General features: G+C 67.2%; 19 protein-coding genes and 1 other RNA gene. 15 read left to right on the top strand and 5 right to left on the bottom strand.

Annotated features, from left to right (window positions below):
- Positions 1 to 36 precede the first annotated feature (36 nt).
- Positions 37 to 1,632 carry a methyltransferase regulatory domain-containing protein gene (locus AC07RV_RS12480; protein ID WP_296778666.1) on the bottom strand — a complete coding sequence of 532 codons (1,596 nt, stop codon included), beginning with the start codon at positions 1,630 to 1,632 and terminating at the stop codon, positions 37 to 39.
- A gap of 221 nt (positions 1,633 to 1,853) precedes the next feature.
- Here AC07RV_RS12480 and AC07RV_RS12475 point away from each other — a divergent pair, with 221 nt between their 5' ends.
- Complete coding sequence (locus AC07RV_RS12475) at positions 1,854 to 2,012, top strand: hypothetical protein (protein ID WP_203205080.1); 159 nt, start codon at positions 1,854 to 1,856, stop codon at positions 2,010 to 2,012.
- A 212-nt stretch (positions 2,013 to 2,224) separates the two neighbouring features.
- Here AC07RV_RS12475 and ssrA read toward each other — a convergent pair.
- From ssrA to ompA, 4 genes are all read right to left on the bottom strand, one after another.
- Positions 2,225 to 2,609, bottom strand: a transfer-messenger RNA (tmRNA) gene (gene ssrA / locus AC07RV_RS12470).
- A 13-nt stretch (positions 2,610 to 2,622) separates the two neighbouring features.
- Positions 2,623 to 3,288, bottom strand: a complete 666-nt coding sequence (locus AC07RV_RS12465; RefSeq protein ID WP_296778669.1) for an HAD-IA family hydrolase — start codon at positions 3,286 to 3,288, stop codon at positions 2,623 to 2,625.
- Positions 3,285 to 4,007: a bifunctional 2-polyprenyl-6-hydroxyphenol methylase/3-demethylubiquinol 3-O-methyltransferase UbiG gene (ubiG, locus tag AC07RV_RS12460; RefSeq protein ID WP_209541137.1), complete on the bottom strand. Its 723-nt coding sequence runs from the start codon at positions 4,005 to 4,007 to the stop codon at positions 3,285 to 3,287. The genes AC07RV_RS12465 and ubiG overlap by 4 nt, the downstream gene beginning before the upstream one ends.
- 131 nt (positions 4,008 to 4,138) lie before the next feature.
- Complete coding sequence (gene ompA, locus AC07RV_RS12455) at positions 4,139 to 4,798, bottom strand: outer membrane protein OmpA (protein WP_208510333.1); 660 nt, start codon at positions 4,796 to 4,798, stop codon at positions 4,139 to 4,141.
- Positions 4,799 to 5,023: 225 nt separating this feature from the next.
- On the opposite strand from ompA, the gene gyrA reads away from it, so the two are divergent.
- The 14 genes from gyrA (at position 5,024) to AC07RV_RS12385 (ending at position 20,828) form a co-directional block, all read left to right on the top strand.
- The gene (gene gyrA, locus AC07RV_RS12450; RefSeq protein ID WP_093343403.1) at positions 5,024 to 7,669 is read left to right on the top strand and encodes a DNA gyrase subunit A; all 2,646 of its coding nucleotides are present in this window, start codon (positions 5,024 to 5,026) and stop codon (positions 7,667 to 7,669) included.
- Positions 7,666 to 8,250: a DUF2059 domain-containing protein gene (locus AC07RV_RS12445; protein ID WP_256222547.1), complete on the top strand. Its 585-nt coding sequence runs from the start codon at positions 7,666 to 7,668 to the stop codon at positions 8,248 to 8,250. The genes gyrA and AC07RV_RS12445 overlap by 4 nt, the downstream gene beginning before the upstream one ends.
- A gap of 1 nt (position 8,251) precedes the next feature.
- Complete coding sequence (serC, locus tag AC07RV_RS12440; protein WP_296778678.1) at positions 8,252 to 9,382, top strand: 3-phosphoserine/phosphohydroxythreonine transaminase; 1,131 nt, start codon at positions 8,252 to 8,254, stop codon at positions 9,380 to 9,382.
- Positions 9,383 to 9,401: 19 nt separating this feature from the next.
- Positions 9,402 to 10,523 carry a prephenate dehydratase gene (gene pheA, locus AC07RV_RS12435; protein ID WP_093343406.1) on the top strand — a complete coding sequence of 374 codons (1,122 nt, stop codon included), beginning with the start codon at positions 9,402 to 9,404 and terminating at the stop codon, positions 10,521 to 10,523.
- Between the two features lie 19 nt (positions 10,524 to 10,542).
- A complete protein-coding gene (locus tag AC07RV_RS12430; protein WP_296778681.1) occupies positions 10,543 to 11,436 on the top strand; it encodes a prephenate dehydrogenase in 894 nt (297 codons plus the stop codon).
- Between the two features lies 1 nt (position 11,437).
- Positions 11,438 to 13,450 carry a bifunctional 3-phosphoshikimate 1-carboxyvinyltransferase/cytidylate kinase gene (locus AC07RV_RS12425; protein WP_296778683.1) on the top strand — a complete coding sequence of 671 codons (2,013 nt, stop codon included), beginning with the start codon at positions 11,438 to 11,440 and terminating at the stop codon, positions 13,448 to 13,450.
- A 198-nt stretch (positions 13,451 to 13,648) separates the two neighbouring features.
- Positions 13,649 to 15,337: a 30S ribosomal protein S1 gene (gene rpsA / locus AC07RV_RS12420; protein WP_093343410.1), complete on the top strand. Its 1,689-nt coding sequence runs from the start codon at positions 13,649 to 13,651 to the stop codon at positions 15,335 to 15,337.
- A 75-nt stretch (positions 15,338 to 15,412) separates the two neighbouring features.
- Positions 15,413 to 15,730, top strand: coding sequence for an integration host factor subunit beta (locus AC07RV_RS12415; RefSeq protein WP_057589604.1), 318 nt, complete (start codon positions 15,413 to 15,415; stop codon positions 15,728 to 15,730).
- A gap of 85 nt (positions 15,731 to 15,815) precedes the next feature.
- Positions 15,816 to 16,157: a LapA family protein gene (locus AC07RV_RS12410; protein ID WP_209541139.1), complete on the top strand. Its 342-nt coding sequence runs from the start codon at positions 15,816 to 15,818 to the stop codon at positions 16,155 to 16,157.
- Positions 16,147 to 17,325 (top strand): lipopolysaccharide assembly protein LapB, encoded by a 1,179-nt coding sequence (gene lapB, locus AC07RV_RS12405; RefSeq protein WP_296778690.1) that lies wholly within the window; start codon positions 16,147 to 16,149, stop codon positions 17,323 to 17,325. The genes AC07RV_RS12410 and lapB overlap by 11 nt, the downstream gene beginning before the upstream one ends.
- A gap of 146 nt (positions 17,326 to 17,471) precedes the next feature.
- Complete coding sequence (locus AC07RV_RS12400; RefSeq protein ID WP_296778694.1) at positions 17,472 to 17,798, top strand: ComEA family DNA-binding protein; 327 nt, start codon at positions 17,472 to 17,474, stop codon at positions 17,796 to 17,798.
- 235 nt (positions 17,799 to 18,033) lie between these two features.
- Complete coding sequence (locus AC07RV_RS12395; protein ID WP_093343415.1) at positions 18,034 to 19,002, top strand: TRAP transporter substrate-binding protein; 969 nt, start codon at positions 18,034 to 18,036, stop codon at positions 19,000 to 19,002.
- Positions 19,003 to 19,024: 22 nt separating this feature from the next.
- Positions 19,025 to 19,534: a TRAP transporter small permease gene (locus AC07RV_RS12390; protein ID WP_093343416.1), complete on the top strand. Its 510-nt coding sequence runs from the start codon at positions 19,025 to 19,027 to the stop codon at positions 19,532 to 19,534.
- Positions 19,527 to 20,828 (top strand): TRAP transporter large permease, encoded by a 1,302-nt coding sequence (locus AC07RV_RS12385; RefSeq protein WP_492713622.1) that lies wholly within the window; start codon positions 19,527 to 19,529, stop codon positions 20,826 to 20,828. Before AC07RV_RS12390 ends, AC07RV_RS12385 begins: the two co-directional genes overlap by 8 nt.
- Positions 20,829 to 20,833: the final 5 nt, after the last annotated feature.

Below are 20,833 nucleotides of genomic sequence, written 5' to 3'. Positions count from 1 at the left end.
GTGGTTGGTTGTGGAGCTTGGGTGTATCTGGTGAGGTCAGCCAGCGAGCAGCGCCTTGCGCCGCAGGTCGCGCAGCGCCAGCGCCACCTGTTCGCGGGCGAAGGCGCTCAGCGCCTCGGGATCGGTCATCTGCTCGTCGTTGCGCACGAAGCGCAGGCGGTCGGCGCGCACTTCGGTCTCGAGGTGCTCGACCAGCGCCTCGTGCGAGCGGGTGCCGTCGAGCAGCGGCAGCAGCGCACGTTCGAGCAGCGACAGGGCCACGGTCTCGTGCCAGCCGTTGCAGACCGTGACCGACGGGGCCTGGCCCGGTGCCAGGCCCGGCGCGTTGCGCACCGAGGCCGCGGCCTGCGGCCGCGCGGGCACTTGCGCGACCGAGGGCACCGGTGTGCGGCGGATGCGCAGCGCGCCGAGGATCAGCATCTCCTCGAGCATCGCCATCACCGCGGGCTCGACCGCCTCGCGCGGCTGGCCGAGCAGCGGCAGCACGCAGGCGATCAGCGCGTCGGCGCTCAGCGCCAGCGGATAGTGGCTGTCGAGCACATGCGCCACCGCCTTGTGCACCGGCTGGCGCAGGGTGACCGTCACGTTGCGGATCGCGGTGCAGTTCTGCTCGCGCGTGTCGAGCGTGAGCGGCGCGCCGTTCTCGCCATGGAACACGCCCGCGAACAGCAGGCCGCGAATGCGCGTGGCGTCGAGCCGGTAGCGGATGTGGCGCGCCTGCTCCTGCTTCACCAGCAGCGTCTGGCGGAAGGTGCGGTTGACCAGAAAGTCGAGGTATTGCTCCATCAGCACCTGGCTGCCGCCGCATTCGCGCAGCAGCGGATCGCGCACCTGGGTGCCGTAGTTCTGCACGAACATCGTCGAGGGCTCGGCTTCGGCCAGGTAGGCCAGGCCGTGGCCCTCTGCGCGCGCGACGAACTCCTTGAAGTAGCACGGCGCGTTGCAGGGCTCGAGGAACTCGTGCAGCAGGTACGACGTGGCACCGTCGCGCACGATCGGCGCGGTTTCGTCGAGCGTCTTCTTGAGCACGCTGTCGGGACGCGCCGACTGCGCGAGGAACTCGATCATTCCGCGGGCATAGGAGAGCTTCTCCTCGGGCGTGTCGCGCGGGCCGCCGCGCAGGATCATCGCGTCGCGCACGATCTCGCGCGCCTTCCAGCCCGGATAGACGTTGTAGCTCACGTAGGCCACGCCGTTCGGCGCGAGGTTCTCGGAACACACGCGCAGGATCGCGTCCTGCACCGGCCCCGGCACCCAGCTGTAGACGCCGTGGCAGACGATGTAGTCGAACTGGCCGAGCGAGGCGTCGACCTCGGCGATGTTGAAGGTCTTCACCTCGACATTCGACAGCCCCAGCCGCTCGATCGCCTTCACGCCCTGCGCGATCTGCACCGACGACAGGTCGAGGCCGAGCGCGCGCGCGCCGGGGTGGCGCTCGGCGAAGGGAATGATGTTGTTGCCCGCCGCGCAGCCCAGTTCGAGCACGCGCGCGCCGGCGGGCGCGGGGGTTTCGAGGCCGAAGAGAAATGCCGTGGCTTCCAGGTGCTCCACCGCCGTCTGCGGGAACGGGTGCGAGTCGTAGGGCACCGCGTCGTAGTAGCTCGTCAGAACCGAAGTCAGGGAATCGGACACGGGCAGCCTTTTTAGGAAGATGCGAGGGAGAGAACGCGCGCGATCTGAGCGCGCCGGCGCCCGCCGAATATAGCCCTGCGTGACAGCGAAAAGAGCCGAGGTCGGGTTGTCCAGGAGGGCCTCCGTCCCGCCGCACAGCCGCATGTAAGACAATGCCGCGACCTTCCGCGCCAGCGGCGCTCGGTGCGGTCTTTGGGTGTACAAATCGGCGTTCTGACACCATGCAGCTCTCCGATCCATCCTTCGTTCTGTCGGTCTTCCTGGCCGGTGTCGCCGTCGGGGCGATGCTGGTTGCCGTCATGTCGGCCATCCGCGCCGAACGCGGGCCGAACGGCCCGATGCCCAAGCCGGGCAGCGACGGCGACCGACTGGCGCGATAACGCCCCTGGCCGACGGCCACCTGGGCTCGATATCGTCGAGGCCAGGCATGCTGCCTTGCCGCTCTCCCTCTAGTTCTTCTGACGCACGAACGCGCGCTTCACGCAGGTGAAACGCGTGCCGGATCCATGGAGGGTGGGTTTGGCCGCGGCCGACCCGGGAATGCCACCCGGGTCGCCAAGCTCGGATCGGTCCGAGTCAGCCTTTGAGAATATGGTGGAGCTGGGGGGATTTGAACCCCCGTCCGCAAGCCTTCATCGCGCAGTTCTACATGTTTAGCGATCTGATTTAAGTCTCGCTTCCGGAGTCGCGCAGTCGCACGCTACACCGGACGCCAGCACCCTATTTTCTTGCCCCGACCCAAGGTACCCGGATCGAAGCCAGCCGATGTAATTATCCTTGCAGCCGGGAGGCACTGATTGCTCAGAACCCCCTTGCCCAGCCCATCGGCCTGCTGTTGCAAGGCTCACTGGCAATTAAGCAGCGAGTGCGAAACGTTCGTCGTTTGCAGTTAGTTTGTTTGAATCTGTTTTACGAGCGCATTCAGCTCGACATGCCCCGCTGCGACTCCGAACCCGCGTCGAAACCAGTGCAGCCCCAAGGGGGCGTATTTTAGGCGCTATCCAGCAGTTTCAAGAGCTCGCTCGGAGAAGTTATCAAGGCATCGGCCTCCCAGCGGGTCGCATCGGCCTGCGCGCCCATGTAGCCGTAGGCCGCGGCAACTGTCCGCATGCCCGCCGCGCGGCCCGCGATGATGTCGCGCTCGTCGTCGCCGACGTAGATGCAATGCTCGGAGGGGATGCCCAGCCGCCGGGCCGCCTCGTGCAGCGGCTCGGGATGCGGCTTGGCATGCGGCGTGGTGTCGCCGCTCACCACCGCGCCCGCGCTCGCGAACAGCGGCATCGCCTGCGTGAGCGGCTCGGTGAAGCGCTTCGACTTGTTCGTGACCACGCCCCAGCGCAGCCCGCGCGCGACCAGCGCCTCGATCAACGGCGGGACGCCATCGAAGGCCTGGGTGTTGAACATGCAGCGCTCGTAGGTCACGAAGAACTCCTCGCGCAGCGCATCGAACTCCGGCGCATCGGGCGTGATGCCGAAGGCCACGCCGAGCATGCCGCGCGCCCCGGCGCCGGCCATGGGGCGGTAGCGCTCGAGCGGGTAGGAGGCCAGTCCCCGGGCGGTGCGCATCTGGTCCGCCGCGGCGCCCAGGTCGGGCGCACTGTCGATCAGCGTGCCATCGAGGTCGAACAGCACGGCGCGGGTCGGCACGCCCTTCATGCCTGGGCCTCCGCCGGCTTCTGCGTGGCGAACATGTAGTTGACGCTGGTATCGGCGCTGAGCCAGTAGCGCCGCGTGATCGGGTTGTGCTCGAGGCCGCGCGTGTGCCGCACGTCGAGGCCGGCCGCACGGCAGTAGGCCGCCAGCTCGCTGGGCCGGATCAGCTTCGCGTACTCGTGGGTGCCGCGCGGCAGCATGCCCATCACGTACTCGGCGCCGACGATCGCGAGCATGAAGGACTTGAGGTTGCGGTTGATCGTCGAGAAGAAGACCCAGCCGCCGGGCTTGACCAGCGTGGCGCAGGCCTGGATGACCGAGGCTGGGTCCGGCACGTGTTCGAGCATCTCCATGCAGGTGACGACGTCGAAGCTGCCGGGCTGCTCGGCGGCGAGCGCCTCGGCGCTGACCTCGCGGTACTTCACGCCGCGCGTGCCGGCCTCGAGCGCGTGGAGTTGCGCCACCTTGAGGGCCTTGCCCGCGAGGTCGGCACCGAGCACCTCCGCGCCCTTGCGGGCCATCGAATCCGAAAGAATTCCGCCGCCGCAGCCTATATCCACGACGCGCCGCTGGGAAATCGGCGCAATACCTTCAATCCATTCCAGGCGCAAAGGATTGATTTCGTGCAAAGGGCGAAATTCGCCTTCCATATCCCACCACTTGTGGGCCAGCTCCGAAAATTTGGCGAGTTCGGCGGGATCGGCATTCACGTTTTCTGTCATATGACGGATTATGAAACGGACGATGACCGGCCCATGACGAATGGGCCTGTTTGAAAACTTTCAGCCTGCATTGATTCAGGCATAAAAAAACCCCGCCGAGGCGGGGTTTTAGGGTCGATGGAATCGAGCTATCAGTTGGCGCGGGTGCCGACCACTTCGATTTCCACGCGACGGTTCTTGGCGCGGCCTTCCTTGGTGCGGTTGTCAGCCACAGGCTGCTTCTCGCCCTTGCCTTCGGTGTAGACGCGGTTGCGTTCGATGCCCTTCGAGACCAGGAAGGCCTTGACGGCTTCGGCGCGACGCACCGACAGACGCTGGTTGTAGGCGTCCGAACCGATCGAGTCGGTGTGGCCGACGGCGATGATCACTTCGAGGTTCACGCCACGGATCTTCTCGACCAGGTCGGTCAGCTTCGCGCGGCCTTCAGGCTTCAGCACCGACTTGTCGAAGTCGAAGAATGCGTCGGCGGCGAAGGTCACCTTCGAAGCGGCAACGGCCGGGGGTTGAGTGGGAGCCACAGGCGGGGGAACAACGCCAGGAGCTGCGGGAACTGCAGCAGCCGGGGGAACCAGAGCACCGTCGCAACCGGCAGCAGCCGTGGCGGGCGTCCAGTTGGCATCGCGCCAGCACAGTTCGTTCGTGCCGTTCTTCCAAACCAGTTCGCCGGTGCCGTTTTGCCAGTTGTCGATCGTAGGACCGCCATTCGCAGCGGTGACACGGGTCTGCGCGCCGGCGGCAGTGGCGAGCGCAGCGACTGCAAACATCATCGCCACTTTATTCAGTTTCTTCATGGTTCTCCTCTTGGGGAAAAAGCCGCAGCCGCGCTGCGAATCAAGGACGCTTTAAGTGACCACCACCCAAAACGTTGAGGCGATTGTGCCATAGGGTCTTTGGCAAACAGGCCGCACGGCGGCCACGAAGCGTAGGACGGAGGCGGAATAGAGCCCTTGTGTTGCGGCGGTGCGACACCCCTCACAGCGTAAAATTTCGCCTTCCTGCCGCCAGCCTCTCGCTCAATGACGTCCTTCGCCAAAGAAACCCTGCCCATCAGTCTCGAAGAGGAAATGCGCCGCAGTTATCTCGATTACGCCATGAGCGTGATCGTGGGCCGCGCCCTTCCCGACGCGAGGGACGGCCTCAAGCCGGTGCATCGCCGCGTGCTCTACGCGATGCACGAGCTCAACAACGACTGGAACCGGCCGTACAAGAAGTCGGCCCGTATCGTCGGCGACGTGATCGGCAAGTACCACCCGCACGGCGACCAGTCGGTCTACGACACCATCGTGCGGCTGGCCCAGGACTTCTCGATGCGGCACATGCTGGTCGACGGCCAGGGCAACTTCGGGTCCGTGGATGGCGACAACGCGGCCGCAATGCGGTATACGGAAATCCGGCTGGCCAAAATCGCGCATGAAATGCTGGCCGATATCGACAAGGAAACGATCGATTTCCAGGACAATTACGACGGATCCGAAAAGGAACCGGCCGTGCTGCCGAGCCGGCTGCCGAATTTGCTGGTCAATGGCTCCGGCGGTATTGCGGTCGGCATGGCCACCAATATTCCGCCGCACAACCTCAATGAAGTGGTGGACGCCTGCCTGCACCTGCTGCGCAACCCGCAGGCCAGCATCGACGAGCTGATGGAGATCGTGCCGGCGCCCGACTTCCCCACGGCCGGCATCATCTACGGCATCAACGGCGTGAAGGACGGCTACCGCACCGGCCGCGGCAAGGTCGTGATGCGCGCCAAGTGCCACTTCGAGGACATCGACCGCGGCCAGCGCCAGGCGATCATCGTCGACGAGCTCCCCTACCAGGTCAACAAGAAGACGCTGCAGGAGCGCATGGCCGAGCTGGTCCACGAGAAGAAGATCGAGGGCATCAGCCACATCCAGGACGAGTCCGACAAGTCGGGCATGCGCCTGGTCATCGAGCTCAAGCGCGGCGAAGTGCCCGAGGTGGTGCTCAACAACCTCTACAAGCAGACCCAGCTGCAGGACACCTTCGGCATCAACATGGTGGCGCTGGTCGACGGCCAGCCGAAGCTGTGCAACCTCAAGGACCTGATCGAGGTCTTCCTGCAGCACCGCCGCGAAGTGGTGACGCGCCGCACGGTCTTCAACCTGCGCAAGGCCCGCGACCGCGGCCACGTGCTCGAAGGCCTGGCGGTGGCGCTGGCGAACATCGACGACTTCATCGCCATCATCCGCAACGCCCCGACCCCGCCGGTCGCCAAGGCCGAGCTGATGGCGCGCAGCTGGGACAGCAAGCTGGTGCGCGAGATGCTCACCCGCACGCGCGCCGATGGCGGCGTGATCAGCGCCGACGACTACCGTCCCGAAGGCCTCGAGCGCGAGTTCGGCATGGGCAACGACGGCCTCTACCGCCTCTCGGAAACGCAGGCCCAGGAAATTCTGCAGATGCGCCTGCAGCGCCTGACCGGCCTGGAGCAGGACAAGATCGTCGCCGAGTACAAGGAAGTGATGGCCGAGATCGACGACCTGCTCGACATCCTGGCCAAGCCCGAGCGCGTCTCGACCATCATCGGCGACGAACTCGGCGCCCTCAAGCAGGAGTTCGGCCAGTCGAAGGTCGGCGCGCGCCGCAGCCTCGTCGAGCACAGCGCCTTCGACCTTTCGACCGAAGACCTGATCACCCCCACCGACATGGTGGTGACGCTCTCGCACAGCGGCTACATCAAGAGCCAGCCGCTCGGCGAATACCGGGCGCAGAAGCGCGGCGGCCGCGGCAAGCAGGCCACCACCACCAAGGAAGACGACTGGATCGACCAGCTCTTCATCGCCAACACGCACGACTACATCCTGTGCTTCTCGAACCGCGGCCGGCTCTACTGGCTCAAGGTGTGGGAAGTGCCGGCGGGCTCGCGCGGCTCGCGCGGCCGCCCGATCGTCAACATGTTCCCGCTGGCCGAGGGCGAGAAGATCAACGTCGCGCTGCCGCTCACGGGCGAGAAGCGCAACTTCCCGGCCGACCAGTACGTGTTCATGTCGACCTCGATGGGCACCGTCAAGAAGACCACGCTCGACGAGTTCAACAACCCGCGCAAGGCCGGCATCATCGCGGTCGACCTCGACGCGGGCGACTACCTGATCGGCGCCGCCCTCACCGACGGCAAGCACGACGTGATGCTGTTCAGCGACGGCGGCAAGGCGGTGCGCTTCGACGAGAACGACGTGCGCCCGATGGGCCGCAACGCACGCGGCGTGCGCGGCATGATGCTCGAGGAAGGCCAGGGCGTGATCGCCATGCTGGTGGCCGAGGACGAGCAGCAGAGCGTGCTCACGGCCACGGAAAATGGTTACGGAAAGCGAACAAGCATTACGGAATACACGCGCCACGGCCGTGGAACCAAAGGCATGATCGCGATTCAACAGAGTGAGCGAAACGGCAAGGTCGTTGCCGCCACACTCGTGCATTCGGACGATGAGATCATGCTCATCACCGACAAGGGCGTGCTGGTGCGCACCCGAGTCGCCGAGATTCGTGAACTGGGTCGCGCGACGCAAGGCGTTACGCTGATCGGGCTCGACGAAGGTGCCAAACTCAGCGGGCTGCAACGTATCGTCGAAAACGATGCCAATGGCGAACCCGAGCCCGGCGCAGACGACACTTCCACATCTTCAACGGAGAATCCTCAGTGAAAAAACAAATCAAGCTCGCACTCCTGACCATCGCCCTGGCTGGCAGTTCGATGGGCGCCCTGGCCCAGGACAAGGCCACGCTCATCAAGCAGTTCCTCGACCTGCAGCGCCCCGGCATCGAGGCCCTGGCCCGCGGCCTGGTCGAGCAGTCGAGCGCCCCGATCGCGCAGGCCGGTTCGCAGTACCTGCAGACCCAGGTGCCCGAAGCCAAGCGCGAAGCCGCCGCCAAGGCCGCCGATGCCGAGCTCAAGAAGTACTACGACGAGGCCTACCCGATCGTGCGCGACAAGGCCGTGCAACTGGCCCCGACCACGCTGACCCCGCTGCTCGAGCAGTCCTTCACCGAAGACGAGCTCAAGCAGCTGCTGGCCTGGATCAACTCGCCGCTGAGCAAGAAGTACCAGGACCTGAACCCCAAGATGCAGACCGCGCTGACGGAAAAGCTGGTGGCCGAGACCCGCAGCTCCATCGAGCCGAAGATGCAGGCGCTCGACACCAACGTCGCCAAGGCGCTGGGTGCCCCGACCGAAGCGCCGTCCGCGCCCGCCAAGGCACCGGCCAAGGCTCCCGCCAAGAAGTGACGTGAACGCCCCGCAGAAGCCGGCCGGCCCGCGCCCCTACAACTTCTCCGCGGGCCCCGCCGCCATGCCCGAGGCGGTGCTGCAACGCGCCGCCGCCGAAATGCTCGACTGGCACGGCAGCGGCATGAGCGTGATGGAGATGAGCCATCGCGGCAAGGAGTTCGGCGAGATCTATGCGCAGGCCGAAGCCGACCTGCGCGCGCTGCTGGCGGTGCCCGCCAACTTCCGGATCCTGTTCATGCAGGGCGGCGGCCTCGGCGAGAACGCGATCGTGCCGCTGAACCTGTCGCGCGGCGGCACGGTCGACTTCGTGATCACCGGCAGCTGGAGCATCAAGTCGCACAAGGAAGCGCAGCGCTACTGCAGCGCGCGCGTGGCCGCGAGCAACGCCGACGACCAGCACACGCGCCTGCCCGATCCCGCGAGCTGGCAGCTGTCCGGCGATGCCTCGTACGTGCACCTGTGCAGCAACGAGACCATCAACGGCATCGAATTCCACGAGCTGCCCGACCTCGCCGCCCTCGGCAGCAAGGCGCCGCTGGTGATCGACTTCTCCTCGCACGTCGCCTCGCGCGGCGTCGACTGGAGCCGCGTCGGCCTGGCCTTCGGCGGTGCGCAGAAGAACCTCGGCCCGGCCGGGCTCACGATCGTCGTCGTGCGCGAGGACCTGCTGGGCCATGCCCTCGAGATCTGCCCGAGCGCGTTCAACTACAAGACCGTGGCCGACAACCAGTCCATGTACAACACCCCGCCGACCTGGGGCATCTACATGGCGGGGCTCACGTTCCAGTGGCTGCGCGAGCAGACCGAAGGCACGGCGACCGGCGTGGCCGCGATGGAGCAGCGCAACATCGCCAAGGCGAAGCTGCTGTACGACTTCATCGATGCGTCGTCCTTCTACCTGAACAAGATCGACCCGGGCTGCCGCTCGCGCATGAACATTCCGTTCTTCCTGCGCGACGAGGCCCGCAACGAGGCCTTCCTGTCGGGCGCCCGCGCGGCCGGGCTGCTGCAGCTCAAGGGCCACAAGTCGGTGGGCGGCATGCGTGCCAGCCTCTACAACGCCATGCCCCTGGAAGGCGTGCAGGCCCTGGTGAGCTACATGCGAGAATTCGAGCGGTCGCACGCCTAGACGCGCGCGAACCTCACCGATGACCGCCCCAGCTCCTACCCAGCCCTCCTCCCCCGACCATTCCGAAAGCCTCGCCGATCTGCGCGTGCAGATCGATTCGCTCGACCAGCAACTGCTGCGCCTGCTCAACGAGCGGGCTCATGTGGCGGAGCTGGTCGGCGAAGTGAAGAAGCGCGAAGGCACGCCGTTCTTCCGCCCCGACCGGGTGGCCCAGGTCATCGACAAGATGCAGAAGGGCAACGGCGGTCCGCTCAAGGACCTGCACGTGGCCGCCATCTGGCGCGAGATCATGTCGGCCTGCCTGGCGCTCGAGTCGCCGCAGCGCGTGGCGGTGCTCGGCCCCGAAGGCACCTTCTGCGAGCAGGCGGCCATCGAGTACTTCGGCGGCGCCGCCGACCTGATCTACTGCGCCAGCTTCGACGAGGTCTTCCACGCCACCGCCGCCGGCAGCGCCCAGTACGGCGTGGTCGGCGTCGAGAACTCGACCGAGGGCGTGGTCACGCGCTCGCTCGACCTGTTCCTGCACTCGCCCACCCACGTGGTCGGCGAGGTCAGCCTGCTGGTGCGCCACCACCTGCTGCGCAGCAGCAATTCGCTCGAGGGCATCGAGGCCGTGCTGGCCCATCCGCAGGCGCTGGCCCAGTGCCAGGGCTGGCTGACCAAGCACCTGCCGCATGCCGAGCGCCGCGCCGTGTCGAGCAATGCCGAGGGCGCGCGCCTCGCGGCCGCCAACCCGGCGTTCGCGGGGCTGGCCGGTGAGCGCGCCGCCACGCGCTTCGGGCTGCACATCGTGGCCCACGCGATCCAGGACGACTCCTACAACCGCACCCGCTTCTCGGTGATCTGCCTGCCGCAGACGCTCGCGATGCCGCCCGCCTCGGGCCGCGACTGCACCAGCCTGATCGTGTCGGTGCCCAACCGGCCGGGCGCGGTGCACGACCTGCTGGTGCCGCTGAAGGTCAACAACGTGTCGATGACCCGCTTCGAGTCGCGCCCCGCGCGCACCGGGCAGTGGGAGTACTACTTCTACATCGACCTCGACGGCCATCCCTCGCAGCCCAACGTGGCCGCGGCGCTGGCCGAACTGCGCGGTCTCTGCGCGTTCTACAAGGTGCTCGGCGCCTACCCCGTCAAGGCCTGAGTCCGTCGCAAGCAAGCACATGTTCGAGCAACTGGGATTGATCGGCTGCGGCCTGATAGGCGGCTCCTTCGCGCTGGCGCTGAAGCGCGCCAAGCTGGTGAAACGGGTGGTGGGCTACAGCAAGTCGCCCTCCACCACGGAACGAGCCCGGCAGCTCGGCGTGATCGACGTCGCCGCGCCCTCGGCGCTGTTGGCGGTGTCGGGCGCCGACATCGTGCTGCTGGCCGTGCCGGTGGCGGCCTCGGAAGCCACCTTCAAGGCGATCCGCCACGGCATCGGCAGCGACGCGCTGGTGATGGACGTCGGCTCCACCAAGGGCGACGTCATCGAGGCCGCGCGCCGCGGCCTGCAGGGCCAGCTCGGCAACTTCGTGCCGGCACACCCGATCGCGGGCAAGGAAGTCTCGGGCATCGAGCATGCCGAGGCCTCGCTGTTCACCGGCCGCCACGTGGTGCTCACCCCGATCAAGTCCACGCTGCGCTCGAACGTGCAGCGCGCCTCGCAGGTCTGGAGCGGCATCGGCGCCAACGTGCTCACCATGACCCACGAGGAGCACGACAGCACCTTCGCCGCCGTGAGCCACCTGCCGCACCTGCTGGCCTTCGCCTATGTCAACGGCCTCGCCGGCCAGCCGCAGGGCGAGCGCTTCCTGAGCCTGGCGGGCCCGGGCTTTCGCGACTTCTCGCGCATCGCCGCGAGCGACCCCGTGATGTGGCGCGACGTGCTGCTGGCCAACCGCGAGCAGGTACTGGCGCAGTCGCGCGCCTTCCGCGCCGCGCTGCTCGAGATGGAGAACGCCATGGCCGAGGGCGAATCGCAGGCTCTCGAGCAGTCGATCGAGCGCGCCCGCCGCGTGCGAGGCGCCTGGCAGCCCGGCGCCTCGTCGTCGCACGATTCGCAGCAGGACGCCTGAGATGTACGCCTCGGCCTTCCTCGATCTCCCCGCGCTCACCGGTGCCTCGGGCACGGTGCAGTTGCCCGGCTCCAAGAGCATCTCGAACCGCGTGCTGCTGCTGGCCGCGCTCGCGAGCGGCACCACCACCCTGCACGACGTGCTCGACTCGGACGACACCCGCGTCATGCTCGATGCGCTGCGCGCGCTGGGCTGCGGCGTCGAACCCGCCGGCACGCTGGTGCGCATCACCGGCATCGGCGGCCGGGCGATCGGCAACACCGAGCTGCTGTCGCTGTTCCTCGGCAATGCCGGCACGGCAATGCGGCCGCTGACGGCGGCGCTGTCGCTGCTGGGCGGCGAATTCGAGCTGCGCGGCGTGCCGCGCATGCACGAGCGCCCGATCGGCGACCTGGTCGATGCCCTCACCCAGTTGGGTTGCCGCATCGACTACCTCGGCAATCCCGGCTATCCGCCGCTGCGCATCCATCCGGTACCGCATGGCGAGCTGGTGCTCGACGCCCCGATCCGCGTGCGCGGCGACGTCTCGAGCCAGTTCCTGACCGCCCTGCTGCTCGCCTTACCCCTCGCAGCGGCAAGCGACATCACGATCGAAGTCGTCGGCGAGCTGATCTCCAAGCCCTACATCGAGATCACGCTGAACCTGCTGGCGCGCTTCGGCATCGCGGTGCGGCGCGACGGCTGGGAGCGCTTCACGATCCCCGCCGGCAGCCGCTACCGCTCGCCGGGCGACATCCATGTCGAGGCAGACGCCTCGTCCGCCAGCTATTTCATCGCGCTGGGCGCCATCGCAACGGCCGCTTCCGGGGCCGACGGCATCCGGATCGAGGGCGTGGGCGCCGATTCGATCCAGGGCGACATCCGTTTCGTCGACGCCGCGCGCCAGATGGGCGCCGAGATCGACAGCGGCCCGAACTGGCTCGCGGTGCGCCGCGGCGCCTGGCCGCTCAAGGCCATCGACCTCGACGCCAACCACATCCCCGACGCGGCGATGACGCTGGCCGTGATGGCGCTCTACGCCGACGGCCCCAGCACCCTGCGCAACATCGCGAGCTGGCGGGTCAAGGAAACCGACCGCATCGACGCCATGGCCAACGAGCTGCGCAAGCTCGGCGCCACGGTCGAGGCCGGGCCCGACTTCATCCGCGTGCATCCGCTGGCGCCGGCCGGCTGGCGGCCCGCGAGCATCCGCACCTACGACGACCACCGGGTCGCGATGTGCTTCTCGCTCGCCGCCTTCAACCCGGCACGGGTGCCGGTGCGCATCCTCGAGCCGCACTGCGTCGCCAAGACCTTCCCCGACTACTTCGAGACCCTGTTCTCGGTCTCCACGGCCGCCGACATCCCGGTGATCAGCATCGACGGCCCGACCGCCTCGGGCAAGGGCACGCTGGCCTCCGAAGTCGCGCGCCTGCTGGGCTACCACTACCTCGATTCGGGCTCGCTCTACCGCGTGACCGGGCTGGCCATGCGCCGCGCCGGCCTGAGCGCCGACGCCGCGCACGAGGCGCAGATCGCCGCGCTGGCCGCTGCCCTGCCGCTGCAGTTCACCGAGGGCAAGGTGCTGCTGGACGGCGAGGACGTCAGCGAGCTGATCCGCTCCGAGGCCGCCGGCATGGACGCCTCGCGCGTCTCCACGCTGCCGGCCGTGCGCGAGGCCCTGCTGGGCCTGCAGCAGCGCTTTCGCCAGCTGCCGGGCCTGGTGGCCGACGGCCGCGACATGGGCACGGTGATCTTCCCCGACGCCGCGCTCAAGGTGTTCCTGACCGCGAGCGCCGCCCAGCGCGCCGAGCGGCGCCATAAGCAGTTGATTTCAAAGGGTATTTCGACTACACTCGACAGTCTTCGCTCCGATCTGGAGGCGCGTGACGCCCGGGACTCGTCCCGCAGCGTCGCCCCTTTGAAGCCGGCGCAGGACGCGCGCCACCTCGACAACTCCCAGCTCTCGATCGAGCAATCGATCGACACGGTGTTGGACTGGTGGCGACAAGTGCAGCCTTTCGAGTCCGCTTGAAAGGCTCGCGCCCACCGGGTGTTCCGGGGGGGCGCCTACCGCTCCAGAAGGCTCCCTTCGCGCGACAGCGCACCGGCCTTCTGGTTGTTCAACCAACCGGGCTTCCGCCCACAACCAACCGCCGTCTCCAGATCCAGCGCAGTCGCATGCAATGTCGCAAGAGCGCCTGCCAACCCTGCCTGACGGAAGGAACCATAAATGTCTGAATCTTTTGCCGACCTATTCGAAGAGTCCCTGAAGCGTTCCGAAATGCGCACCGGCGAGGTCATCACGGCCGAAGTCGTGCGTGTCGAACACAACCACGTCGTCGTCAACGCCGGTCTGAAGTCCGAAGCGTATGTGCCGATCGAAGAGTTCAAGAACGACAAGGGCGAGCTCGAAGTCCAGGCCGGCGATTTCGTTTCCGTTGCCATCGGCAGCGTTGAAAACGGCTACGGCGACACCATCCTCTCGCGCGACACCGCCAAGCGTCTCGCTTCGTGGCTGGCCCTCGAGAAGGCGCTGGAATCGGGCGACTTCGTCACCGGCACCACCAGCGGCAAGGTCAAGGGCGGCCTCACGGTGCTCGTCAACGGCATCCGCGCGTTCCTGCCGGGCTCGCTGATCGACACGCGTCCGATCAAGGACCTGACCCCGTACGAGAACAAGACCCTCGAATTCAAGGTCATCAAGCTCGACCGCAAGCGCAACAACGTCGTGCTGTCGCGCCGTGCCGTGGTCGAAGCCAGCATGGGCGAAGAACGCGCCAAGCTGATGGAAACCCTGAAGGAAGGCGCTGTTGTCCGCGGCGTGGTCAAGAACATCACCGAATACGGTGCGTTCGTGGACCTCGGCGGCATCGACGGCCTGCTGCACATCACCGACATGGCATGGCGCCGTGTCCGCCACCCGAGCGAAGTCGTTCAGGCCGGCCAGGAAATCACCGCCAAGATCCTCAAGTTCGACACCGAGAAGAACCGTGTCTCGCTGGGTCTTAAGCAAATGGGCGATGACCCGTGGATGGGCGTTTCGCGCCGCTACCCGCAATCGACCCGCCTGTTCGGCAAGGTCACGAACATCGCCGACTACGGCGCGTTCGTCGAGCTCGAACCCGGCATCGAAGGCCTGGTGCACGTCTCCGAAATGGACTGGACCAACAAGAACATCGCTCCGAACAAGATCGTCTCGCTGGGCGACGAAGTCGAAGTCATGGTCCTCGAGATCGACGAAGACAAGCGCCGCATCAGCCTGGGCATGAAGCAGTGCAAGGCCAACCCGTGGCAAGAGTTCGCTCAGAACACGAAGCGTGGCGACCGCGTCAAGGGCCCGATCAAGTCGATCACCGACTTCGGCGTGTTCGTGGGTCTGGCTGCCGGCATCGATGGCCTGGTTCACCTCTCGGACCTCTCGTGGAACGAAGCCGGCGAAACCGCCGTTCGCAACTACAAGAAGGGCCAGGAAGTCGAAGCGATCGTGCTGGCCGTCGACGTCGACCGCGAGCGCATCTCGCTGGGCATCAAGCAACTCGACAGCGACCCGTTCACCACCTTCACCACGGTCAACGACAAGGGCCAGATCGTGACCGGCAAGGTCAAGACGGTCGACGCCCGCGGCGCCGAGATCGACCTGGGTGAAGACATCATCGGCTACCTCCGTGCTTCGGAAATCTCGCGCGACCGCGTCGAAGATGCCCGCAACGTGCTGAAGGAAGGCGACGAAGTCACCGCCATCGTCGTGAACGTGGATCGCAAGACCCGCAACATCCAGCTGTCGATCAAGCAGAAGGACATGGTCGACGAGCAAGGCGCCATGGCCAACCTGAGCCAGCAGTCGGCACGCGAAAACGCGGGCACGACGAGCCTGGGCGCCCTGCTGCGCGCCAAGCTCGACAACAGCGACAACAAGTAAGCCGTCGCCCGAAGACAGAGCAGGCCCTGGTGGCCTCTCTGTCTTTTTTTTCGCCCCTGCTTTTTGCTTTGACCTATGACCCGCTCTGACCTCGTCGAAGAACTCGCAGCGCGCTTTGCGCAACTCACCCACCGGGATGCCGAATACGCCGTCAAGACCATCCTCGACGCGATGAGCGATGCCCTGGTGCGCGGGCACCGGATCGAGATCCGCGGCTTCGGCAGCTTCTCGGTCAACCGGCGTCCGCCGCGCATCGGCCGCAACCCGCGTTCGGGCGAGAGCGTGCAGATTCCCGAGAAGCGCGTGCCGCACTTCAAGCCCGGCAAGGCCTTGCGCGAGGCGGTCGACGCCCGCAGCGCCGAACTCGGCATCAAGACGACGCCGAAGGCCTGAGTCCAGCCGCCAACGGCCCCCTCCATCGGCGCGGGCCGTCCGGCGCAGGTGCAAACGTAGAATCGTCCCGCCAACGGGACCGCGCATGAAATACCTCCTGTGGCTGCTCAAGGCAGCCATTTTTTTTACGCTCTTCGCCTTCGCGCTGAACAACCAGCACGACGCGACCGTCTATTTCTTCTTCGGCACCTACTGGCGCGCGCCGCTGGTGCTGGTCGTGCTGGCCGCCTTCGCGGGCGGCCTCGTGGTGGGCGCGCTCGGCATGCTGCCGGGCTGGTGGAAGCACCGTAGCGCCGCCGCGCAACTGCCGGCCACGACCGCGGGCAGCGCCGCCGCCTCCTCCGCCCCGGCCGCCGTGCCGGCGGCAACCCCGGCGCCGACCATCGCCGCCACCGACCTTCCCGCCGTACGCCAACATGGACTTTGATCCCAGCTGGTTGCTGATCAGCCTGCCCGTCGCCTTCGTCCTGGGCTGGCTGGCCTCCCGCTTCGACATCCGCCAGCTCAAGCTCGAGAACCGCCAGGCCCCCAAGGCCTACTTCCGCGGCCTCAACTTCCTGCTCAACGAGCAGCAGGACCAGGCCATCGACGCCTTCATCGAGGCGGTGCAGAACGACCCCGACACGCAGGAGCTGCACTTCGCGCTCGGCAACCTGTTCCGCCGCCGCGGCGAGTACCAGCGCGCGGTGCGCGTGCACGAGCACCTGCTCGGCCGGGGCGACCTGAGCCGCAGCGACCGCGAGCGTGCCCAGCATGCGCTGGCGCAGGACTTCCTGCGCGCCGGCCTGCTCGACCGCGCCGAAGCCGCGCTGCAGAAGCTCGAGGGCACGCGCTACGAGAACGAGGCCCGGCTTGCGCTGCTGGCCATCTATGAACGCTCGCGCGAATGGAGCCAGGCCGCCGACGTGGCACGCAAGCTCGACGAGTCCGACCAGGCCAGCTACGGCACGCGCCGCGCGCACCACCTGTGCGAGCAGGCCGCCGAACAGGTCGGCATGGGCGACCTCGCGGCCGCGCGCCGCCTGCTCGAACAGGCCGTGGCCCAGGCACCGCAGGCACCGCGCCCCGCCATCGACACCGCGACCCTGCAGCTGCGCAGCGGCGAAGCCGGCGCGGCCTTCGACACCCTGGTGGCGCTGAGCGACACCGCGCCGCTCGCGCTGCCGCTGTACGCCGCCGCGCTGCAGCAGGCGGCCGTGGCCGCGCACCGCGCGCCCGAGGCGCTCGCGCTGCTGCAGCGCCGCTATGCCGAATCGCCGTCGATCGACGTGCTCGAGGCGCTGATCGCGCTCGGCGGCGCGCCCGCCGGCACCACGCCCGAAGCCGAGGGCGAAGCGCCCGTGCCGCGCGACGGCTACATCGCGCACCTCGCGCACCAGCCCTCGCTGGTCGCAGCCTCGCGCTGGCTCGCGGGCGAACGCTTCGAGCACGAGCAGTTCCATCCGCAGGTGCAGCGCGCGCTCGACCAGGCCACGCGGCCGCTGATGCGCTACCGCTGCGCGGCCTGCGGCTTCGAGGCGCACCAGTACTTCTGGCACTGCCCCGGCTGCCAGGCCTGGGACAGCTATCCGCCGCGCCGCGTCGAAGAGCTCTGATCGGCCTCGGAGGCGAGACCTTCGATCACCTTGCTGAACAATGGTGGCCGCTGGCGCGCGGCCGTCAACGCCCTGTTCCGAGCCCTCGTTGAGCCGAAGCCGACGTCTTGTCGGCGCATCAAAAGCATCAACGAGGGAGTTCAAACATGTTCAAGAAAATCGTGGCCACGGCCGCCCTGCTGTTCGCTGCCGCATCGTTCGCGGCGGTCGATGTCAACAAGGGCAGCGAAGCCGATCTCGATGGCCTCAAGGGCGTGGGACCCGCGCTCTCCAAGCGCATCCTCGACGCGCGCAAGCAGGGCGAGTTCAAGGACTGGGCCGATCTCATGCAGCGCGTGAAGGGCGTGAAGGAGAAGGCCGCGGCCAAGCTCTCGGCCGAGGGCCTCACGGTCAACGGCAAGGCCTACGCGGGTGGCGAAGCGCCCGTGGCCGCCAAGAGCGACAAGGCGACCAAGAGCGCGGCCAAGCCGTAAGGAACGAGGCCGATCGAGACCCGCATCGGCAGATCCATGACGGGTTCGCGAGGCCGCGCGGCGGGCCTCGCCAGGGCCGCCCGCGGAGCTTCCGCGCGGCGGCTTTCTTCATCCCGAAGCCACCCCGCGCACGCGACGCCCGCGCGCGCCATGACAGGGAAATGCCTCAGCAAGTGGCCCGGAATTTGCACGTATGCTCGCTTTCGTTTTCACTTTCACACGTACCGGAGCGCTCATGAATCACAAGTTCGGCATTGCCCTCGCGGGCCTCACCCTCGGCGCCGCGGCCTTCGCCCAGACCAAGTGGGACCTGCCCACCGCCTATCCGGCCAGCAACTTCCACACCGAGAACATCACGCAGTTCGCGAGCGACGTGGACAAGGGCAGCGCGGGCAAGCTCAAGATCACGGTGCATTCGAACGCCTCGCTGTTCAAGGCGCCGGAGATCAAGCGCGCGGTACAGGGCGGCCAGGCGCAGCTCGGCGAGATCCTGCTGGTGAACTACCAGAACGAGTGGCAGCTCTTCGGTGCCGATGGCATCCCCTTCCTGGCCGACAGCTACGACGCGGCCTGGAAGCTCTACCAGGCGCAGAAGCCCGCGCTCGAGAAGAAGCTCGCCGAACAGGGCATCCAGCTGCTCTACACGGTGGCCTGGCCGCCGCAGGGCATCTTCGTCAAGAAGGAGATCGCCTCGGCCGCCGACCTCAAGGGCGTGAAGTGGCGCGCCTACAGCCCCGCCACCGCGCGCATCGGAGAGCTGGTCGGCGCCCAGCCCGTCACCGTGCAGCAGGCCGAACTCTCGCAGGCCATGGCCACCGGCGTGATCGAGTCGTACATGTCTTCGGGCTCGACCGGCTACGACACCAAGACCTACGAGTACATCAAGAACTTCTACGACACCCAGGCCTGGCTGCCGAAGAACGCGGTGCTGATGAACAAGAAGGCCTTCGACGCGCTCGACAAGCCCACGCAGGACGCCGTGCTCAAGGCCGCGGCCGATGCCGAGAAGCGCGGCTGGGACCTGTCGAAGAAGAAGAACCTCGAGTACCTCGACCTGCTCAAGAAGAACGGCATGACGGTGCACGTGCCCTCGGCCCAGCTCAAGTCCGACATGAAGAAGGTCGGCGACACCATGATCAAGGAATGGACCGAGAAGGCCGGCGCCGAGGGACAGGCGGTGGTCGAGGCCTACAAGAAGATGTGAGCGGACCTCCTGACGGCACCCGATGCGCAAGACGCTCGACTTTCTCTACATGAGCGCCGCCGCCCTGGCGGCGCTTTTCATGGTGGGCCTGCTGGTGGCGGTGCTCCTGTCCATCATCGGCCGCCAGCTCCACTTCAACATCCCCGGCATCGACGCCTACGCCGGCTACCTGATGGCCGGCGCGGGCTTCCTCGCGCTGGCCCATACGCTCAAGCGCGCCGAGCACATCCGCGTGACGCTGGTGCTGCAGAACCTGCCGCCCGCCGCGCAGCGCTGGCTCGAACGCTGGGCCATGGGCGCGGCGGCGCTGCTGGCGCTGCTGTTCGCCTGGTACAGCGTGCGCCTGGCTTGGCAGTCGTTCGACTACCACGACATCTCCACGAGCAACGACGCCACCCCGCTGTGGATTCCGCAGCTGTCGATGGCGCTCGGCGTCATCGTCTTCGCGATCGCCGCGATCGACGAGTTCGTGATCGAGTGGCGCGGCCGCCCGGCCAAGGTGGCGGGCACGGAGGCGCTGCGCCATGAGTGACATCGCCATCGCCGGCTTGCTGATCCTCTCGCTGTTCCTGATCCTGGGCAGCGGCGTGTGGATCGGCCTTACGCTCTCGGGCGTCGCATGGATCGCGATGCAGGTCTTCTCCTCGCGCCCCGCGGGCGACGCGATGGCCGTCACCATCTGGGGCTCGGCCTCGAGCTGGACGCTCACCGCGCTGCCGCTGTTCGTGTGGATGGGGGAGATCCTGTTCCGCACACGGCTGTCGCAGGACATGTTCAAGGGCCTCGCGCCCTGGATGCAGGCGCTGCCGGGCCGGCTGCTGCACACCAACGTGGTGGGCTGCGCGATCTTCGCGGCCGTCTCGGGCTCGAGCGCGGCGACCTGCGCCACCATCGGCAAGATGAGCCTGCCCGAGCTCAAGCGCCGTGGCTATCCCGACGACATGGTGATCGGCACGCTGGCCGGCGCGGGCACGCTGGGGCTGCTGATCCCGCCGTCGATCATCATGATCGTCTACGGCGTCAGCGCCGACGTGTCGATCGCGCGGCTGTTCATCGCGGGCATCGTGCCGGGCATCCTGCTGGCGCTGCTGTTCTCGGGCTACATCGCGTTCTGGGCCCTGCGCCATCCCGAGCGCGTGCCGCCCGCGGACGCGAAGCTGCCCTTCGTCGAGAAGCTCAAGGCCTCGATGTCGCTGATCCCGGTGGCGCTGCTGATCCTCAGCGTGCTGGGCTCGATCTACGCCGGCATCGCCACGGCCACCGAGGCCGCGGCCGTCGGCGTGGTCGGCGCGATCGTGATCTCCGCCGCGCAGGGTTCGCTGAACTGGCACAGCTTCAAGGAAGCGCTGCTGGGCGCCACGCGCCTGTATTGCATGATGGCGCTGATCCTCGCGGGCGCGGCCTTCCTCACGCTGGCCATGGGCTACATCGGCCTGCCGCGCCACCTGGCCGAGTGGATCGGCTCGCTGGGCCTGTCGAAATTCCAGCTCGTGGTGATGCTCGCGCTGTTCTACATCGTGCTGGGCTGCTTCCTCGACGGCATCTCGATGGTGGTGCTGACCATGGGCGTGATCATGCCGACCGTGACCGCGGCGGGCATCGATCCGATCTGGTTCGGCATCTTCATCGTGCTGGTGGTCGAGATGGCGCAGATCACGCCGCCGGTGGGCTTCAACCTGTTCGTGCTGCAGGGCATGACCGGCAGGGACCTGCTGTACATCGCGCGCGTGACGCTGCCGATGTTCTTCCTGATGGTGGCCGCGGTGCTGCTCATCTACTTCGTGCCGCAGCTCGTGACCTGGCTGCCGCAACAGATGGCGCCCTGAGCTTC

The sequence above is a fragment of the Variovorax sp. GW821-FHT09B01 genome, from assembly GCF_059418345.1.
This window is presented reverse-complemented; position numbering and strand designations above follow the sequence as displayed.

What these genes read in the sequence shown, in the direction of transcription:
- AC07RV_RS12475 (WP_203205080.1), top strand. Translation starts at nt 1,854, where the DNA reads ATGCAGCTCTCCGATCCATCCTTCGTTCTGTCGGTCTTCCTGGCCGGT.
- AC07RV_RS12465 (WP_296778669.1), bottom strand. Translation starts at nt 3,288, where the DNA reads ATGAAGGGCGTGCCGACCCGCGCCGTGCTGTTCGACCTCGATGGCACG.
- ubiG (WP_209541137.1), bottom strand. Translation starts at nt 4,007, where the DNA reads ATGACAGAAAACGTGAATGCCGATCCCGCCGAACTCGCCAAATTTTCG.
- ompA (WP_208510333.1), bottom strand. Translation starts at nt 4,798, where the DNA reads ATGAAGAAACTGAATAAAGTGGCGATGATGTTTGCAGTCGCTGCGCTC.
- gyrA (WP_093343403.1), top strand. Translation starts at nt 5,024, where the DNA reads ATGACGTCCTTCGCCAAAGAAACCCTGCCCATCAGTCTCGAAGAGGAA.
- pheA (WP_093343406.1), top strand. Translation starts at nt 9,402, where the DNA reads ATGACCGCCCCAGCTCCTACCCAGCCCTCCTCCCCCGACCATTCCGAA.
- AC07RV_RS12430 (WP_296778681.1), top strand. Translation starts at nt 10,543, where the DNA reads ATGTTCGAGCAACTGGGATTGATCGGCTGCGGCCTGATAGGCGGCTCC.
- AC07RV_RS12425 (WP_296778683.1), top strand. Translation starts at nt 11,438, where the DNA reads ATGTACGCCTCGGCCTTCCTCGATCTCCCCGCGCTCACCGGTGCCTCG.
- rpsA (WP_093343410.1), top strand. Translation starts at nt 13,649, where the DNA reads ATGTCTGAATCTTTTGCCGACCTATTCGAAGAGTCCCTGAAGCGTTCC.
- AC07RV_RS12415 (WP_057589604.1), top strand. Translation starts at nt 15,413, where the DNA reads ATGACCCGCTCTGACCTCGTCGAAGAACTCGCAGCGCGCTTTGCGCAA.
- AC07RV_RS12410 (WP_209541139.1), top strand. Translation starts at nt 15,816, where the DNA reads ATGAAATACCTCCTGTGGCTGCTCAAGGCAGCCATTTTTTTTACGCTC.
- lapB (WP_296778690.1), top strand. Translation starts at nt 16,147, where the DNA reads ATGGACTTTGATCCCAGCTGGTTGCTGATCAGCCTGCCCGTCGCCTTC.
- AC07RV_RS12400 (WP_296778694.1), top strand. Translation starts at nt 17,472, where the DNA reads ATGTTCAAGAAAATCGTGGCCACGGCCGCCCTGCTGTTCGCTGCCGCA.
- AC07RV_RS12395 (WP_093343415.1), top strand. Translation starts at nt 18,034, where the DNA reads ATGAATCACAAGTTCGGCATTGCCCTCGCGGGCCTCACCCTCGGCGCC.
- AC07RV_RS12390 (WP_093343416.1), top strand. Translation starts at nt 19,025, where the DNA reads ATGCGCAAGACGCTCGACTTTCTCTACATGAGCGCCGCCGCCCTGGCG.
- AC07RV_RS12385 (WP_492713622.1), top strand. Translation starts at nt 19,527, where the DNA reads ATGAGTGACATCGCCATCGCCGGCTTGCTGATCCTCTCGCTGTTCCTG.